This is a genomic window from Mesomycoplasma ovipneumoniae (genome assembly GCF_038095995.1).
Taxonomy (GTDB): Bacteria; Bacillota_I; Bacilli_A; order Mycoplasmatales; family Metamycoplasmataceae; genus Mesomycoplasma; species Mesomycoplasma ovipneumoniae_F.
The window spans coordinates 722067-739286 of sequence record NZ_CP146005.1 but is presented as its reverse complement, the minus strand read 5'-3'; the positions used below and the strand labels follow the sequence as shown (position 1 = coordinate 739286).

10 protein-coding genes are annotated in these 17220 nt (G+C 29.2%); 2 read left to right on the top strand and 8 right to left on the bottom strand.

Going from position 1 to position 17220, the window contains the following annotated elements; all coding sequences use genetic code 4:
* Nucleotide 1: 1 nt before the first annotated feature.
* From V3249_RS02680 to V3249_RS02660, 5 genes are all read right to left on the bottom strand, one after another.
* Nucleotides 2-142, bottom strand: a complete 141-nt coding sequence (locus V3249_RS02680; RefSeq protein ID WP_337902708.1) for a hypothetical protein — start codon at nt 140-142, stop codon at nt 2-4.
* 631 nt (nt 143-773) lie between these two features.
* Nucleotides 774-1820: a zinc-dependent alcohol dehydrogenase family protein gene (locus V3249_RS02675; RefSeq protein ID WP_337896874.1), complete on the bottom strand. Its 1047-nt coding sequence runs from the start codon at nt 1818-1820 to the stop codon at nt 774-776.
* A gap of 1091 nt (nt 1821-2911) precedes the next feature.
* Nucleotides 2912-4225, bottom strand: coding sequence for a hypothetical protein (locus V3249_RS02670; RefSeq protein ID WP_341517464.1), 1314 nt, complete (start codon nt 4223-4225; stop codon nt 2912-2914).
* A gap of 70 nt (nt 4226-4295) precedes the next feature.
* On the bottom strand, nt 4296-6737 hold the full coding sequence (gene mip, locus V3249_RS02665; RefSeq protein WP_341517463.1) for an Ig-specific serine endopeptidase MIP: 2442 nt from the start codon (nt 6735-6737) through the stop codon (nt 4296-4298).
* Nucleotides 6721-8835 (bottom strand): putative immunoglobulin-blocking virulence protein, encoded by a 2115-nt coding sequence (locus V3249_RS02660; protein ID WP_341517462.1) that lies wholly within the window; start codon nt 8833-8835, stop codon nt 6721-6723. The genes mip and V3249_RS02660 overlap by 17 nt, the downstream gene beginning before the upstream one ends.
* 197 nt (nt 8836-9032) lie before the next feature.
* Here V3249_RS02660 and pepF point away from each other — a divergent pair, with 197 nt between their 5' ends.
* Nucleotides 9033-10856, top strand: a complete 1824-nt coding sequence (gene pepF / locus V3249_RS02655) for an oligoendopeptidase F (protein ID WP_337896878.1) — start codon at nt 9033-9035, stop codon at nt 10854-10856.
* 785 nt (nt 10857-11641) lie between these two features.
* On the opposite strand, the gene V3249_RS02650 is transcribed toward pepF, so the two are convergent.
* Genes V3249_RS02650 through V3249_RS02640 form a run of 3 tightly spaced genes read right to left on the bottom strand, consistent with a single transcriptional unit; the run spans nt 11642 to nt 14948 of the window.
* On the bottom strand, nt 11642-12604 hold the full coding sequence (locus tag V3249_RS02650; RefSeq protein ID WP_081311134.1) for a hypothetical protein: 963 nt from the start codon (nt 12602-12604) through the stop codon (nt 11642-11644).
* 14 nt (nt 12605-12618) lie between these two features.
* Nucleotides 12619-13584, bottom strand: coding sequence for a DnaD domain protein (locus V3249_RS02645; RefSeq protein WP_337896879.1), 966 nt, complete (start codon nt 13582-13584; stop codon nt 12619-12621).
* 20 nt (nt 13585-13604) lie between these two features.
* On the bottom strand, nt 13605-14948 hold the full coding sequence (locus V3249_RS02640; RefSeq protein ID WP_337902523.1) for an HAD-IIB family hydrolase: 1344 nt from the start codon (nt 14946-14948) through the stop codon (nt 13605-13607).
* A 158-nt stretch (nt 14949-15106) separates the two neighbouring features.
* On the opposite strand from V3249_RS02640, the gene V3249_RS02635 reads away from it, so the two are divergent.
* Nucleotides 15107-17215: a HinT-interacting membrane complex protein P80 gene (locus V3249_RS02635; protein WP_337896881.1), complete on the top strand. Its 2109-nt coding sequence runs from the start codon at nt 15107-15109 to the stop codon at nt 17213-17215.
* Nucleotides 17216-17220 lie beyond the last annotated feature (5 nt).

Sequence of the window (17220 nt, the reverse complement as noted above, 5' to 3'; positions counted from 1 at the left end):
ACTAAAAAGTGAATTTTTGCCTTCAAACTGGGAAACTCGGGTTTGGTTCACAGGGAACGCCATAGCGATTTTTAAACATGATTTGTTGATCTGAAGTGTTAAATTCAACCCTTTGTCTTAATTTTTGTCATCAAACTGACAAATCCAGGAAAAATAACAATCAAAGCAAAAACATTGAATTTTAAATCTGACCATAATGAAAGAAAAAATACAACTACTATTTAAACTCAATGCAAATAGAAAACTCGTTTTTATTTGCATTGAGCCTAAAAAAATATATGAAGTTTTGAAAGAACAATAACCAAAAGCCTTAAATTTATAGATTTCTAAACGGTTAAATTTAAGGCATTCCATCATATTTAAAAATATAATGGATAATTCGCACTATCTAATTTTTTTATGGCAAAAACATAATTAATTCCCCCTTAATTCAATATCAAAATTTATTAATTCATTCTTAGTGACTCTATTATAACAGAAAATTTTTTTAGACCAAGCATTTTTTTTTTTTTTTTGCAAACGGTTAATTTTAAGCCATTGCACTATCTTTAAAACACAATCCAAAATTCGCATTTTCTGAGTTTTTTAGCAAAAAACATAACTAATTCCCCCTTAATTCTAATATCTAAAAATTTATTAATTCATTCTTAGCAAGTCTAAGTATAATGAATTTTTTTTATTTTAAAAATTTAAAATAAAAAAATAAGACTCGCACTTTTAAAGCAGCGAGTCTTACAAAACAATTTACAAATAATAAAACGAAAATAATAACTTTATTTTGTCGCGTCAATGAAAATTTTCATTGCTTTATTGTCAGATGCATTTAAGAAGGTATCATAAGCTTTCATGATATCAGAAAGGTTAAAGCGGTGGGTAATTAGTCCATCAACTGGGAGTTTTCCGGTTGAAACTGCGTTAATTAGCATTGGTAGTGTGTTTGTATTTACTAGTCCGGTTGTAACGGTGATGTTTTTAATTCAGAGATTTTGGAGATTAAAGTCGACTTTTTTACCATGAACACCAACTACAGAAATATTTCCACCTGGTTTAACAATTTTTTGGCAAGTGTCTCATGACTGTGGAAGTCCAACAGCTTCAATTACCACATCAACACCATCAGGACCAACAATTTCGTGTAATTTGTCTAATAATGTCTCATCAGGAACTAGTGTGTGAGTTGCTCCTAATTCTTTAGCTTTTTCTAAACGGTTTTTGTCAAAATCAATCACGATTAATTTAGCTGGTGAGTATAGTTGGGCAGTTAAAAGCGCTCCCATTCCCACTGGTCCAGCACCAATAATTGCTACTGATTTACCAGGTGAAACTTGACCATATTGAACACCAATTTCGTGTCCAGTTGGAAGTGCGTCTGATAACATAACAGCTACTTCGTCAGAAATTGTATCAGGATATTTATATAAACTATTATCGGCAAAAGGAACTCTTACATATTCGGCTTGGGTTCCGTTGATCATGTAACCGAATTTTCAACCACCTTCTGCTTCACGGCAGTGAGAATATAACTGTACACGGCAGTTGTCACACTTACCACATGGAGTTATGCAGCCAATTAAAACTTTGTCACCTACTTTAACATTAGAAACACTTGAACCTATTTCTTCAACAATACCAATACCTTCGTGACCTAAAATTCTACCTGAGGCAACTTCGGGATTTTTACCTTTAAAAATTCCTAAATCTGTACCGCAAATAGTTGTTTTGGTAACTCTAACAATTGCATCTGTTGGTTTTTGTATAACTGGTTTGTCAACATCTTCGAGGGCAATACTGTGATCGCCACGATAAACTAATGCTTTCATTTTTATATAATGACCTCGTATATAATTATTTGCATAAATAATTATATAACTTTTTTTATAATAAATAAGTATTTTTATCGAAAATTTTTTTAGTCAACGTAGCGTAAAATTTCCGCCTTATTTACCCAATGTTTTGACATTAATTTTGTACTTAGTCACAAAAACCAATTTTTTCCGAGTTTCCCAGTTTGATGAGATAATCTTAAAAAAGTTTCCAGTTTTACGGCATTTTTAACTTAAAGAGCAAAATATGAAATATTTAAACTACCTCTTTTAGTTAAAACAGTGACAAAAATCATAAAAAAATACAACTACTATTTAAACTCAATGTAAAAAGAAAACTCGTTTTTACTTACATTGAGCCTAAAAAAACATATGAAGTTTTGAAAGAACAATAATTAAAAGCCATAAATTTGTAGATTTCTAAACGGTCAAATTTAAGGCATTGCATCATATTTAAAAATATGACGGAAAAGTCGCATTTTCCGATTTTTTAGACAAAAAACATAATTAATCCCCCCTTAATTCAATACCAAAATTTATTAATTATTCTTAAGTGATGCTAATTATAACATAACTTTATTTTAGACCAAACATTTTTTTTTTTTTTTGCAAAAGGCTAAATTTAAAATAATAAAAATTAAGATTTTAGCATCAAAAAAGACCGATTTACCGGTGTTTTTGCTTATTTATATTCAATAAAAAGTGAATTTTTGCCATAAACTGTTAAACTAAGCTATTTAAAAATTTTTTAGTCAGCGTAGTGTAAAATTTCTGCCATATTTTCCCAAGATTTTCTCATTAATTTTCTACTTAGTCACAAAAACCAATTTTTTTCTAATAGCTTGCCAAGAATTTTTGGACTAACAAAAAAATAAACAGAATTTATTAATGTTTGTAAAAACAAAGGAACTACCAAAATGCAAAGGGGAATAAAAATATAAATATATGGAGGAACCGGAAGGTTATAAAGATTCCAAAATAAAATTCCAGCAGCTATTAGTCCGACAACTATTGCTAAAATAAATCAACGAAAAATGATGTACGTAAAGGTACTTGTCGATTTATAATATAAGGAAATTTTTTTATAATTATTTTTCATTTTCTTCTAATTCCTTAAATTTCTTAGCAATAAAAATTGCAAAAATATGTCTAATATCAATGCTGTGACCATTTTTGTATGAAAATACTAAATTTGGACTTAAGTAATTTAATGATAAATTGCTTATTCCGAGTTTTTCTTTGAAAATATTAAACTCGTCTTTTGAGCTAAATTCGAGCAATGGCGAGTCAGATTTATAGTGAGGATCGGGTAAAATTATGTCGTTAAAAAATTTATAAAAATCATTATCAAACGCAAGCCGTAAATTTTTAACTTTAGCGTCATTCTCAAGCTCTTTTATTAGTTCCAAAACTGAAATTTTGAAAGGTTTTCCATAGTTTGAAAACGGATTTTCCAAGGTTAACTCGATGTTTTCAGTTAAATTTTCAATGAGTAAATTTAAATCAATTTTTTGAATATTATTCAATATTTTGTCTTGATCTAAAACAAAAATATATTGGCTTTTTTGCAAAATGGAATCAAAATAGCACTGGGAAAGTTTAGCTTTTGTAAAAGGTAAATTAAATTTGGAAATTTCTTTTAAATCATTTATAGTATTTTTGAATTCAATTTCATAATTTTGACTTAAATTCTTTATATTTGAAAGTAATACAAATTTGTTAATTTTATTTGCAATTTGGTAAACTGGTGAGGTTATTGTTAAATTTTCAACAGTTGTTTGATATTTTTTTGGTACAAAAATAAAACTAAATTCTTCACTTTTAATTGATATATCATAAGGGTCAGTGATTTGTTTATTATCAAGAACTTTTGTTTTTTTAGCCCCTAAATCAAAACGCAAATTAGAAGTTGTACAAAAATCTACATCGTTAATTTCAACAGATTTTAAAAAAGTCATACTTTCGGCAAAAGGCCCGCAAAAAACAATTAAAGGGTTAATTTTTGCTAATTCATTGGCTTTTTTATAATATTTGTCAAAATTTTCATCTTTTAATTTGCGCAAAAGTCCAAAACTCAAGCGGCTTATTAAAAATAATTTTAAAAATTTTATAGATTTAGCAATGGAATTATTATCAAAATAGTCAACAAATTTTTTCTTAAGAAAAAGACCTAAAACAAAATAAATTCAGACAAAAGGTAAGGGTCAAAATGCTGCAGGACCTACTCATCATATATTTTTGTCTCAAAGTAGGCCAGCCCCTATTGCAAAAATGATAAGAAAAACCACTGAAATTATTAAAAGTATAAGAATTTGCAGTCCTTTTTCTCCCTTTCTAATAAAATAAGAATTTGAAAACTTAATGTAATTGTTCAAAATGACAGAATGTCTTGCTATTTTCATGAAAATCCAACTTTATAAAAAATTAATAATATCATATCTAATTTATAATGAAAATTTTTTAGTTTAAAGCCTAGTTGCCCTCTTCAATTTTTGAAACAACCCGTGAATATGTGCGTTTTTGGATATCTTCTGGCAAATTAACGACATCAGCCTTTGAGGCAAAAACGTCTTTTCGTGTTGATTCGCTAAAGCCATCTGGAAATAAGTTAGTTTTTAATTTTTTGTCAGATTTATTGCCATAAAGTTGTAACATTGCATCAAAATAGGACTTAAATTGGTTTTTTGAACCATAAATTATATCATAAGAAGGTAAATTATATTTTCCATAATAACCTTTATAGTCATATCCATAAGAACGTAAAGCCAGAACAAAAGCCGCTGAGGCAGTATTATCAGAAGCAAATTGGAGTCCGTAGACTTTTTCATTGCTGTCGCGAATTGAAGTTCCACTAACTCCACCACCAGAGGCAAAATTATCAATTAAAAAGCCTTGTCCTGAAATCAAATAAGGACTTGAAACATCGCCTTTTTCATTAGGTGCGTGCTGAATTTCAAAATATGAACTTGTTAGTGTTGGATTTGTAATAAAATAGTCGGTAATTCCGGGTAAATTTACAAAAGAACGGTATGAGCGAGTTCAGGCAAATTCGCCACCTTTTTCTCAACGTTTGTCTTGAGGGTTATTATTAAAATAAAGATCTTCAGATTTATTAAATCAAGGTGAAACTTGAAAGCGTCTGGTGGCAAAATCAGCTGCATTTTCATAACGATCAAGCGTTCTTTGACTTTCATTTTGTGTTGAAGGCCAACCAAAGCCGTAGAAATCAGTTGGCGGAATTTTTTCATAAACTTTAGGATCAAGAAAGTTTTCTTCACGGCCTTGATAATGATTTTGTTGCTGGGCAGCTTCATAATAGTCTTGAGTCATTTTTTTTGCTTGAGTTTCATTGTCAAAATTAACTTCAACAACGGCAAAATCAAGAACTTCTTCAATATTTTGGTACACCTTTTGTGAAGAAAAGTCTTTTGGTGAAGACTTTAGCGCGTTTGTTCCAATTACAATTGTACGGACATTTAAAGGTTTTTTTGGCGTTTCATGCACAAGCAGTGAGTCGCGTTCATATTGGCCATCGCGACCGTTATTATATAAATTTCCCTCTAATTCTTTAACGCGAACTTCTTCGCTGTCATAATAAGTCTCGAATCCTTCGCCAATTGATGTTGGCAATTTTGAATGAACTGGCGTTGTATTTTTTAGTTTTCTCAGAGTAATTGTTCAAGTGTTATATTGTCGAAACTGTTCACTATAATTTGACTCATCCCGGCCTCAAACTTGGGTTTTATCAGTCGGCACGTCGTTTGCAAGTCGCAAACTTCCGGCAACGTGAGCATTTGTTATGAAAAATCACTTTAGAGGATAAGATCCATTTTCTGTTTTTTCAAAGTCAAGAATTGCTGCTGTTCCAAAAGACATATCTGAACGAACTACCCGTTTTGTTGCATCAGGATTTTCAATATTGTCATTAGGATCGCGTTGTTTACCGTTTCTTATTCCAAAAGAGAACGAATTTTTTGCTATTTTTCGATAAGTATCATTTGGTAAAACTCGCGGTAAACCGTTGCGATTTGATCCGCCGGTTCACTTTTCATTTCCTCAATAAGCCGGAACTGCTGGAGGTTGCACAAAATTATTGATTAAAATACCTTTGATTTGACCATCAGTCCCAATTTCAGGCAAAGAAAATCCACGTAATTGAGCATTTTGATAGTAAGGCTGATTAGCATTCTTTGCCTGTTGGTTTAATTTTTCAAGGACAGATGAACTTGGAAGATTGAAACTTTCAGGACGAGGTTGTAAAACACTTGCGGTAGTAAATCCACCTTGACTAGAAATATTGTTTAAACTTCGATGGTATTCTAGCTCTTTTTTAGGGTCATCGTATTTATATTGGTCTTCAACAATACGTTTGTTATCTCTTCAGATCGAAAAAGTTTGACCTTGTGGCGTTAGAGTTGAAATTTTTTCAGGCGAAACTGGCTCAGGCCGAGGATGATTTGGATTTTGACCTGGGTTTGGATTTGCACCTGGATTTGGATTAGGAATTGGACTTGGATTTTGCGGTTTTGGAGTGTCTTTTTGATTTTGAACTAAACTAACAAGCTCGGAAAAAGTCTTTTGAAATTCCGCATTTTTTTCTTGATTTTGCAAGTCATTATCAGAAAAAGTGCTTAGTTTTGATAGGATTTTTTCTGATTCTTGGTTGAATTTACCTAGTTTGTCAGAATTTAAAATTTTTTTTAAATTCTGAATTTCATCGTTAATTTTTGTAAGTAAATTATTTAGGTTTTCTGAACTACTATTTTGCGAAGAGTCGAATTTATTTTTTAGATCAGTTAAAGATTTTTCAACATCACTAATGCTTTTTAAATTAGAATCAGTATTAGCGCACGAAATAGCAATAATTGGTAAAATGCTGGGTAATAAAAATAGAATTTTAGACCTCAATTTCATCGCTATCTCCTCCTTGTTGACTGTTTTGGTTAGCAATTTTAGTTTGAATTAAAACATTTCCAATTTGACCGCCAAGTTGGGATTTTAGTCCATCACTTTCGACATAAATTTGGGTAATTCGTCTTTGGCCATTAGCATTTGCCGCTCTAATAAAAGACTCAAGTTGGCTTTTTGCATCACCGGTTAAATTTTGACCTTTTAAATAAAGGGGAATTCCGTAAATATCCTGACCATTTCGCTTAAATTGAATTTCAGTTGGTGGTGGCGGTGGATCGCCAAAGGCTAACCGCTGGCTAAATTGGGCGCCATCAAAATCAGAAATATTAACAACATAAGCATCTGACCCGCCAACAGTGTCGGGCTGAAATATCATTCGCTTGAATTTTAGAGTTCGATTGCCTTTAAAATTTTCTTTTGCAAAAGGTTCGGGTCAATTTTCAACATTTATATTATAAACACGGTTAAGTTCGTCAAACCAAATTCCTTTTAGAGTTTTGATATTAGTATCAGAAAAATCTAAAAAAGTCGGTCAACCACCTTTGCCGCCAAAATTACCTTGAAAAACACGTTGGTTAATTTTAGAATTAAAAACAATTTCAAGACCTTCGTTAATTTTAGCAACATCATCGCCTTTGTCAAACCGAAGTGTGTTAAAAATTATTGAAGAAGGTAGTTTTTCGCCCGAATTTTTTGTAACGTTAAACTGATTTTGATAGTCAAAACTAATAAAATCAACGTTTTTCAGTGCATTTGGATTAATTGATCAATGTTGTGAAACCGCATTTGAATCTGAATAGAGTTCTAATTCTTTTAATTTGACATTTTCAAGTCCTCTTAGTCCGCGAGTTGCCGCTGGATTATTTAAAAATAAAGTCAACTTAATAACTGAAGAAGGAATTGCTTTTAGAATTGGATCAATATTTTGTAATGAATTAAGCGAACCGACATTTTTAAGAACAACAGCTTGAATTTTATTATCTTGCTTGATTGCTTGGTTCATAATTTTTTGAAATTTGTCAAAAGCATTAGAATCATCGGCATTTAGAACAATTGCTTTTATCGGACTTCGATTAGCACGGTCTTCGTTTTGTTCATTTGGAGTGTATTCGTAAATTTGGATTGAATTACCTGAGACACCGTGTTCTGTAAAAATGTTTGCAAAATCATTTGAAACATCAGTTTTTGTCCAACCAGTGTATTCAAGGCTCGAAATTGAACTTGAAACTCGAGAATAATAACTTGGAGTGTTAAAAACTCGGCTAAGATTTTCAGCTTTTAGCCGATTTAGTGTTGGATTTTTAGCCTCATCATCATAACCTCAAGCATAAGGATTGTTAGGATCAGGTAATAAACCTTGTTTTATAAGATTAATTTCCTCAGCAGTTAAGGGTTTTGGGTTAGCTGCTTCGCGTCTTAAACGCTCTAATTCAGCTTTATTTTGATCAAGCCGAATTGCTGGACAATCAATTGATGGTTCACAGGAATACAAACTAAGTCGGCGACCTTCTTCTCAACTTCTTCGTGAACCAGGGGCATCATCACCATTATTTTTATTGTATTCTTCGTCATAATAGCGATTTATTTCTTTTACTTGGGCATCGATATTAGCAATACGTGATTCGAGTTTTTTAATTTCTGCACTAAATCCAGATGCTTTTCGTTGTAAGGCAAGTTGGGTGAGCCGGCTTAATTCAGTACCAACTATTAAATTTGAACCTGAAGTTGCGCTTTGAGGTGCAAATTTTGGCTTTAAAGTTGGAGCTTGTTGTGGAGCGGCAATTTCTGGCTTTTTTTGTTCAACTTTTTCGGGATTTTTTATTATAATTGGCTGTTTTGTATCTTCAATTTTCTGAGTTTGATTAGGTTTATTTTCTTCTTTTTGCTTAAAAATTGCATTTGTAACTGGAGAATTGAATTTTAGATCTTTATCGATTTCGTTTTTGGCAATTGTTGATGGACTTGAGTTTGAATATGTGTTTTCAAAAGCCGGAAAATTTAGCGCTGTTAAATATTGATTAAGAGCGCTAGCGACCGGAATAATGATTATAGGCGTGGCAGTCAAGAGAACAATTTTGCCTCTTTTGGTCAAAAAAATCATTGTCACCCTCCAAGTGTATCTTTTAGTTAATTATAACATTTTTTTAGTTAATTATAACATTTTTTTATTTTTTAGGATTGGAATTTTGAAAAAATAAGGTACAATTATATTCTAAAATTAATTTTTGCTTAAATTATATTATATATATGTAATATTTGAAGTTAAGGGCGAAATTTTACAAAAGCAAAGGAGAAGAAATGCAATTTAAAAAATACTCAGAAATTCCCGAAAAGCACCGTTTTGATCTAGAAGTCTTACTTGAAGGCAAAACAATTGAGGAGAATTTTGCCGAAATAGTCCAAATTTCGCAAAAATTAATTCAAATGAAGGACCAACAATTTGATAATGTTGAAAATTTTCTTCATTTTAAAAAACTTGAAGAAGACTTTGGAATTAAATATAACAAAATTTATAATTACATTTCAAACAACATAAGCACAAATGTTGTTAGCCCTGTTTTTAGCCAACTTAATGAAAAATTTTCTTTCTTAATGTCAGAATTTGAGTCTAAATTAGGTTCACTTGATGTTATTTTTTACAAAAATGAAGAAAAAATTCGCAGCTGAATAAATGATGAGCGCGTAAAACCTTATTTAAAAGATTTAAATTATCGACTTGATAATAAAAAACACAAACTTGATGATCAAGTTGAGGAATATCTTACAAAAACATCTTTTGGTGAATTTTCAGTTTATAAAATTTTTTCAATTCTTTCAAATTCAGAAACTAAATTTGCTGATATTATTGATGAAAAAGGTGATAAATTACCGCTTAATTCGACAAATTATTTTAATTATTTAAAAACCGGAAGTCCTCATGTTCGTCAATTAGCCTATCAAAATTATTATTCAGCTTATTTGGAACATAAAAATACTTTTGCAAATTTATTTTATCAACATATTAAATCTGCCTCAGTTGATGCAAAGACAAGAAATTATCCTTCATTAATTCAAGCTTGCTTGTCTTCTGATCGGTTTTTAGAAGATAATTTACAAAACTTATTTAGTAATGTCGCCGCTGCATTTCCAATATTTGATAAATTTTTTCATGCCCAAAAACAATTTTATAAAGCAAAATTTGGAACAAAAATGAACCATTGAGACCGTTTAGTTCCACTTGTTGAGATTAAAGATAATTATTCTGTTGAAGATGCCCAAGAAATTGTCCTTAAATCTATAGAACCAATGGGCGAAGAATATGTAGAAATTGTTAAGAAATCCTTTTCAGATCGTTGAATTGACTATCACTACGTGCCTTCTAAGCGTTCTGGAGCATATTCAATTGGTGGATCTTACGGTCTTGAAAAAAAATATATTCTTATGAACTTTGATTTTACAATTAATTCAGTTCATACTTTAGCTCATGAATTAGGACATTCACTTCATTCTTATTATTCTGATTTACACCAAGATTATCACAACAGTTCATACCCAATTTTTCTTGCCGAAATAGCTTCAATCTTTAACGAATTAATGGTTGATGATTATCTTTTGAAAAATCAAGATGATGATAAACTCAAATTCGATATTGTTTTCCAAAAAATTTCAACCTTTATTTCAACAGTTCAACGCCAAGTTATTTGGGCTGATTATGAGGCTACTTTATATAAAAAAATGGACAGTGGTGAGCTAACTGGTTCATATGATGATTTTGTTAAGATTTACGAACAAATAATTAAAAAATACAAACCAAATGATGATGAAATTGACGAAAAATCCTTTATTTATAGCGTAATTGTTCCTCATTATTATTATGGGTATTATGTTTATAAATATGCAATTGGTTATCTTGCTGCTAATGTTTTCTTCCAGAAATACAAAAAAGAAGGAAAAACAGCAATAAAAAATTACATCGAAAATTTCCTTTCAAAAGGCGGATCTGATTGACCAAGCGAAATTCTCAAAAATGCTGGAGTTGATCTTAGCGATCCAGGAATGTACCGTCAAGCCTTTTCAGTTCTTGAAAGTCAAATTGATGAGTATATTCGTCTAGGTAAAAAAATATTTAATATCGATTTTTAGTCAAATTTTAAATATCTTATCCAAAATTAAAAAAGCATGTGAATTTTCCACATGTTTTTTTGTTTTTTAAACAAAAAAACAATTAATCTGAGTTTACCAGTTTGATCAGATACCTTAAAAATGGTTCAGTTTTAGCCGCCTTTTCAAGTTTTTTAACTGCCAAACTCGGGAAAAATAACTGTCACAGCAAAAAAAGCACTAAATTTTAAATCTAACACTCACAAAGAAAAATCTATTTATTAATCAAATGAAACAAACTAAAAAAGCTATAATTTTAACTTAAAAAGTAAAATTATGAATTTTTAAACTGCTTTTTTAGTTTAAAACACTGGCAAAAATCATAAAAAATACAACTACTATTTAAACTCAATGTAAAAAGAAAACTCGTTTTTACTTACATCGAGCCTAAAAAAACATATGAAGTTTTGAAAGAACAATAACCAAAAGCCCTAAATTTTAAGATTTCTAAACGAGTAAATTTAAGGCATTCCATTATATTTAAAAACATAATGGATAATTCACACTATCTAATTTTATTAGACAAAAAACATAACTAATTCCCACTTAATTCAATATTAAAATTTATTAATTTATTCTTAGTAACTCACATTATAACAGAAATTTTTTTAGACCAAGCATTTTTTTTTTTTTTTTGCAACAAGTTAATCTTAAAATATAAAAATTAAGATTTTAGCCAAAAAACCCGGATTTACCGGTATTTTTGCATGTTTATATTCACTAAAAAGTGAATTTTTGCCTCAAACTGTCAAACTCAGGAAAAACAATTAATTGTTTTCATTTAGTCAGTCAAAGCCATTTATTCCGTGATACTTAATAAGGCTAGCAATTTTTTGGTTGCCACTTTTATTATAAAAATCAGAATCAAAACTTATAATTGTAAGTTTATTTGTGATTATTCTTTCGGCAATAATTTTTTCTAATTCAGCTAAAAATCAAGTTGTAAAATTACTAATTATATCTAATTCAACAATTAGAACATCAACATTTTTTAATTTTTGTGTTAATTTTGTCTTGTTTTCGGTAATAAATTGGCAAATTTCAGACAAGTTAAAGTAGCCAACATTAATTTTTCGAAGTGCAAAAAAAACAGTAAAACATTTCAAAAGTAAGGTTTGTGAAACACTATCTCAATTAGTTCAGTAAACCAAAGTTTCGCTGTTTTTGTTTTTGTTTAAATAAATTTTAAATTTTTCTAATAAAGGTAAAATTGCGCCGAATTTCCCAACATTAAGTTGTTTCATAATTTTGACAAAATCTTTAAATTTAGGAAAACTTATTTCTGGCAAAAGTAAAAATTCAGCTCATTTTTTATTATCTTCTGATCAAAGAAAAACACATTTTTCTTCAAGTTTTCTTGTTTCAGGTGCCCTTATTATTTCAAATTTGTAATTAGGAAACTTTTCTCACTCAGTTGCGCGCCAAAAAAGGTCTAAATTTTCGTAATACTCATTTTTATCAATTTTGAGCTGTTTAATTCAACTGGCGAATTTTGGATTTTTAAGAGCTGATTCATAAGTTAAGTCTAAAAATTTATTATCTAAATTTGCTAATATTTGACTATTTTTAAGGTCTTTTTTATCATTTTTAATAACTTCATTATTTTTAGGACTATCATGATCATCATTAGTTAAAATTTTTTCTAAAACGTTAATAAGTGATTTTGCTATCTCTTTGTTGTTGGAATTACTGCTAGTTGTTTTTTTAGTTTTTGGGCGAATTTCTGTCATATTTTACTTAGTTTTTAATTAATTTCATTTTCATCAATAAATCAGGAAATTGCATTTATCATTTCAGATGTTTCAACTTTTGATTTTTTAGAACTTTTTGGCTTAGAGATTTTTTTAGGACTTGATTCAATGTTAGTTATTTTTTTAGTTTTTGCACTTTCAGATTTATTTTTATTTTTTATTTTTGTTCTAAAAATCTCTTCAAGTTCAAGTTCAACATCTGCGCCACTAATAATTTGATCATCTCACAAACTATCAAGAATCTTTTTAATATAGTTAAATTTTACTTGATTACCAACTTTAAAACAATATTCAATAACATTATTAATCGCTCAATTAGAAAAACTTTTTTCTTCGACATATTTTAATAATGAATTTCGAAGTCGAGGTTTCATTGAATATCCAGTTAAAAACAAGTGGTATTTTTCAAAGTTTAGTTCTTTTTTTGCTTCATTGTTGTCAGTATTTTTAACACAATTAAAAATAGTTGAAATGTTTTGGTTATTCTGTCCAAAAATTTCATAAAATTTTTTTGAAAGATTATGGAAATTGTCAGTCTTAATTTGCCTAGTGTCAAATTCTTCGAAATTATTTTTAAATTTTGATATCAGGCTTAAGTATCTTTTATCAGTAATTTTTTCAGTGATTAGTGGTTTTAAATAAGGATTTTTGTCAATTTGCTCTGAATTTAAAGGTTTTTTTATTTCAATTAAATATTTTTCCTTTTGGGAATCATAAAAGGTTTGAATTAAATTTAAACATTCCAAAATTTCACGAGTTTTATTAAAATTATCAAGACTAATGCTGTAAATTTTGTCCAAAAAATCAAAGTTAATTGGCTCGTTTGCGTTTTTGATAGTTAAAAAATATTGGAACAAAAGATAACCTTGAAATTTAACAACAGGAAAATAAAAATATAACAAATTATTTAAATCATTTTGATCAATATCAGAATTTGAAATTACATAACAGGAATGCATAGCAAAGTGAAATTGTAGCCCTATTTAAAAATTTTTGTGAAAAATTTTGGGAAAAATGATGGCCTTTTTCACCTTGAATTTGAGATTTTGACATTATAAAATTTTATTTTATTGCCATTTAATGCCTGGTTTTTTTCTCAAACTTCTTTTTTGACCTTTTTGGATTTAATGTTTAAAAGTAGTTGTTTCCTCGAAGCGCTAATTCAGACAGTTTTTCAAAAAAACGCCTGAAAATCGGCATTTTTTGTCCATAAATTAGGTATTTCGACAAAATGGTAATAATTGGTTTTTAAATGTTCTTCTAAAATTGGATAGATTTTCTGTTCAATAAAGTCACGATTTTGCTGACTTTCAACCATAAAATCACGAAGTTTATTTTTATCTAGGATGTTGTCATGAATAAAATCAGGTTTAAACTTTTTAATTATTTCAAAACAAGGGTTATTTTCTAAAAAACACTTAAAATAAAATTCATCTGTATACAAAACAGAATATCCAAATTTTTCAACTTCCTTCAAAAAAGTTGTTTTTCCACTTGCATAAAACCCAACTATGGCAATAGATTTTGGCTTGAAAATGAAATTTTCAAGCGCTTTTGCTACCCCGAATTTCCTTTTATAGCCGATAATATGAGCGTGTTTTTTTAGTTTTCTGGGTGAATTTTTCATCAAAATTAAGGTGTTGACAACATTTTTTGCTGAAATGTCGTTTTCAGAATCACCAATATGAAATGAATAATTTAGCGAGATATTAGTAACTTTTGAGATAAAAACGGCGGCTTGACCTTTTGAGGCATTAAAATCGGTAATTTCAATAACAAATCCCTTTTCAATAGTATAAACTTGGATTTTTTCAGAAAAAAATTCTTCAAGTAATGTTCTAAATTTACTTATTTTAAAAATATTAGGTGAAATAATCAAAATTTTTTTGACACTTTTTGGTAAGTCAACTTTATTAATGTTTTTTACTTCAAAATTTGAAAAAAATTTTGAAAGAAAATGCAAAAAACTTTTTGAAGGCGAAAAAATAACTTTTGAATCAAATGAAATTGAAACATTTCATTTTTTTGCAAAAGCGAGAATTTGTTCTACAATTTTTTGATTAATGGAGGATTCAAAGATTAAATTTAAATTTTGGTCATAAATTTCAGCGCCATTTTGACAGACATAAAAATTTGCAGAAATTTTTTTGCCAATATTAATAATATCAATTGAAAATTTTCTTCCTGTTGAAATTACAATTTTACATTCCTTAGATAATTTTCTTACTGAATGCAAATTTGTATCTGAAATTTGGGCATTTTTGCCCTTTCCAATGTCTAAAAGGGTACCATCAAGATCGATAAAAGCAATTTTATAGAACATATTTAAACCAAATTTGCAATATTTTCAGCAAAATTATATAAAAAATGCTAAAATTATATAATATTTTAATAAGTGTTTTTTCTAATTGAAAAAATGTTTTTTAATATTACTAAATTATAATATAATTTTGAGTTTTAGTACAAATTAAGGATTTATTTATGAAAAAGCAAAATATATTTCAAAAGATTGCCAATTTGAATTCAGATTCAAGAAAAAAACCACAAGAAAAAGCGCCAGCTAAGGCTAAAAAAGTTTGAATTCCAATTACTTTGACTGCCGGTTTTTTAACTGTAATTGGCCTTGGGGTTGGAATTCCTTTGTCTTATTCAAGTGGTTCTAAAACTAATCTAGAAATCCGCGATCCTAAATCCGATATAGTAATTCTTAAGTCCCCTATTGCAGACAAAAATATCAAAGTTGAAGAATTATTGAGTGTTTTTAAATCTGACAATTCAAAACAGCGCGATGATCTCCGTGAAGCTCAAAAATATTTAATTGAATTTTTATATAATCAAGAATATGAAGCATCCAAAGTTTTTCAAGCAGCCTGGGAAAACACAAACACTGACAAAACTCAAGGAAATTCCCGCCGCTTTACATTGCAATCCTTTGAAGAAATACGTCAATCCCAACGAAATTTTCTTAATGATGAGCGTAGTAGATACCAAACCACTTTTGGCTTTAATAATTGAGAAACTGAATTCAATAAGTATTTAAATTCAGATCCACGTTTTAATAATGCCGTTAATATTAATCAAGCAGTTGAAGCCCTTTCAATTAATGCAGCACAAAATGTCGCTTTTGCCCGTTTTAAATTGGGAATTAATAAAAATTTTACTAAAAGTGATATCGAAGATCGAATTTTAAAAGATGATATTAAGGACGAAAAAGGACAAGTAGTTTATAAAAAAGGCGAAAAATTATTTGCTAACTTAATTGAGATTGGCAAAAACGGCTTTGGGCCAAATATTGTTAGTCCAAATCCGACCTCAGCATCAAATGATCCTAAAATTTCTGCTTTTATTACTAACTCTTTTATTAAAGAATATGTAAATCCGACTAAAATAATTAACGAAATTTATTTTGATCCAAAAGCACCTTTGGCCGGAAATTTCAACTTTTTTGAAATTTCACAAATTTCAATTAATGCAAAACCAAATACAAAAGATGCAAAATCTCCGTGAACTGTTGATAAAAAAACTCTCCAAGAACTTTTAACTTATAAAGTTTTAAAAACAAGTTCTGAATCATCACTTGCTGAGCAAGTTAGCAATAATTTGGAATTAATTGAAAATTTTAAAGGTGGAAATTCTACTGATCCAACTCAAAATAATCAAGATAAAATTCTACTTTCTACTCTGGATTATGAAAATAACAAAAAAAGTGCTGAAATTTTAGGACAACTTCCGATTGCTTCACTTAGCCAAACTCTAACAAATAATGAAGCTGGTTATATTTTTGCTTTTTTAGAAAATTCAACCTCAGGCGGACCAAAACAAAAACTTTTTAGCAAAACTTTAATGGAAAAACTTAAAGATTTGCTCTTTAAAAATGCCCAAAGTTTGCTTGTTGATCCATCTGAGCTAAATTCTAAGCCAATTAGTGAAATTAGAAGTTTAAATCAACGTCTTCATTCATACATTCAAGGGCTTTCTGATAATGAACTGGCTCAGGCAGGAAAGGCATTTTTAGAAACTTTTGGTGCAGATGAAAATGATAATCGTACTCATTTAGTTTATAATTTAGGTGATAATTTGAAATTAGTGCTTGATTCAAAAGGGATGAAAGTTTTGAGTTTAAATAAAATTAGCAGTCTTGAAGAATTTAACAAAATAATTTCGCACCAATTGCAATTAAGTGCTAATAATCAAGTTGACTCAAAACAAAATTCAACAATAAACATGAGCCAACTTTTTGCCGATATTTCGAATAATAATTTTATTCAGTCGCTGTTAGTTCGTGATGCAAATTATCAAAAACAACTTTTAGAGTCAAAAAAAACAACAGTTGAGCAAGAAAAAACCAACTTTTTAAATTCAGTTTTACAATCGTCAGAAAATTTTTTGAATTTTTACGTTCTTTCTCAAGTTTTAAATATTAACCAAAAGTTACAAGATTATATTTCCAATGCAACTTTAAACGATTTAAGCGCAGATTTTTGATATAATAATCAAAAAGAACGTTGAGAATTGAAAGCCGATCCATCAAAAGAGTTGCGCCAGGCGATAATTGACAAACTTGAAAGTCTTTTTCGATTTAATCACTAGTTGAA